This window comes from Methylobacterium thuringiense (assembly GCF_022179645.1).
Classification (GTDB): domain Bacteria; phylum Pseudomonadota; class Alphaproteobacteria; order Rhizobiales; family Beijerinckiaceae; genus Methylobacterium; species Methylobacterium thuringiense.
The window spans coordinates 125,694-127,560 of sequence record NZ_BPRA01000015.1 but is presented as its reverse complement, the minus strand read 5'-3'; the positions used below and the strand labels follow the sequence as shown (position 1 = coordinate 127,560).

2 protein-coding genes are annotated in these 1,867 nt (G+C 69.0%); both read left to right on the top strand.

Annotated features, from left to right (window positions below; translation table 11 throughout):
* Positions 1–196: 196 nt before the first annotated feature.
* Positions 197–1,015 (top strand): 2OG-Fe(II) oxygenase, encoded by an 819-nt coding sequence (locus tag MFF07_RS16860; RefSeq protein ID WP_238232410.1) that lies wholly within the window; start codon positions 197–199, stop codon positions 1,013–1,015.
* Between the two features lie 4 nt (positions 1,016–1,019).
* A complete protein-coding gene (locus MFF07_RS16855) occupies positions 1,020–1,811 on the top strand; it encodes a class I SAM-dependent methyltransferase (RefSeq protein ID WP_147819178.1) in 792 nt (263 codons plus the stop codon).
* Positions 1,812–1,867 lie beyond the last annotated feature (56 nt).

Sequence of the window (1,867 nt, the reverse complement as noted above, 5' to 3'; positions counted from 1 at the left end):
GGGGCGGGCACATCCGCCGGCGGACGCGCCCTCCGACGAAAGGGCTGCCTCGTCAATCGAGGCAGCCGGCATGCGGCGACGGCGCCCGGGTCTGCATCCGTAGGGCCAGCGCTATGTCTGGAAACGTAGCCTGTGCGGGCCTGTGCTGCTGCGCTCACGGAGAAAGGTCCGGACGGTCGAGCCGAGATGGTATGCGATGACGTTTCTGCGAACGGTCACCTTCGACAGGGCGGAGATGGCGTCCCACAGCACCGCCTTGAGCCGGCTGCGCGCCGACGCGATCCAGGCTGTCGTCGTCCGAAACGTCTTCACGGCCTCGGAATCGTCGCGGATCGTGTCCGAGATCGAAGCGAACGCGCAGGACTTCCCGACCACGTCGTTCCCGGCGCCGTTCCGCTCGCACTTCTACGGCATGAACCTCAACCTCGCCGATCCGGACCTGGAGGCGTATTTTTCCATGGCGCCGGGCTTCTCGGAGTCCCTCGCGGCGCTGATGGCGCCCCATGGCGGCTTCGAAAGCCGCGTCATGGCGGTCCTCTCGGCCATCGACGGCGGCCGCTCCTACACCGCGCCGCCCGGGCCGCCCGGTGCCGTCCCCTACATGGTCACCACCCTGCGCTCGCATCATGAAGGCGGCTACATCCCGCCCCATTTCGACAACGAGCAGCGGATGCGGCCGAGCTACCGCCACCTCGAATCCCTGATCGAAGGCGACACCTTCTCCTTCGTGCTCACCCTGTCGAAGGCCGAACGGGGTGGGATGCTCGAAGTCTTCGATGCGCCATCCGAGGCGTGGTCTTCGCGCTTCCAGAACCGCGACCGCACGGCAGCGAAGCCGGATCTCGCGGCCTTCGCCCGGCATGCCTTCGACGTCGAGGCCGGAACGCTCGTGCTGCTGCGGTCGGGCCGCATGCTGCACCACGTCACTCCCGTGGCCGGCGGCACCAAGCGCTGGACGGCCTGCTCGTTCATGGCCGCCTCGCGCGCCGGGGACGGCGTCTATTGCTGGGGCTAGGGCGTTGCCGCGGGTCCCGGCCTATTTCGATGCGTTTCTCGGAGCGATCGCCCAAGGCGCCGCCATCGACCATGTCCATCTCGGATACTGGGACGAGCCGGATGCCGTGGGGCCGTCCCAGGCCCGCGCCGGGTTTGGCCGAGCCCAGGCGCGCCTGAGCGAACACCTGATCGCCATGCTGGACCTTCAGCCCGGCGACCGTGTGCTCGATGTCGGCTGCGGCTTCGGCGGCACCCTGCATGCGATCTGCCGGACGCATCCCGGCGTCATGCCCTTCGGCATCAACATCGATGCACGCCAGCTGAGGGTCTGCCTCCGCAGCGATGCCGCGGCGGCGAATGCCGCCTGGGTCGCGGCCGACGCCTGCCGTCTGCCCTTCGCCGACGCCGCGTTCGACCGGCTCCTCTGCGTCGAGGCGGCCTTTCATTTCGCGAGCCGGAGCGCCTTCTTCGCGGAAGCGCATCGCGTCTTGCCGCGCGGCGGCGTCCTGGTGATGAGCGACTTCGTTCTCGCGAGGCCGCCGTTGCCGCCAGGGACGATCGCCGCCTTCGCGGACAGGCTGGAGGCGGATTTCGGCCCCTGGCCCGCCCTATGGACCTCTCTGGACGAAATCCGCTGCAATGCCGAGCGGGCCGGCTTCGCGCTCGGCATGACCGACGCGACTGCCCACGTCCGGCCGAGCTACCACACGATCGCCCCCGACGATCGTGCGGAGCTGAGTGGCGGCGTCGTGCTCCGGGAGCTGCACCGCCTCGGTTGCCTGCGCTACCTCCATCTGCGTCTCGACAGGCGATGACGCAGGAGCTCCGAACGCATCCAGCCGGCGCCGTTCGCGCAACGCCTTGAATTCGC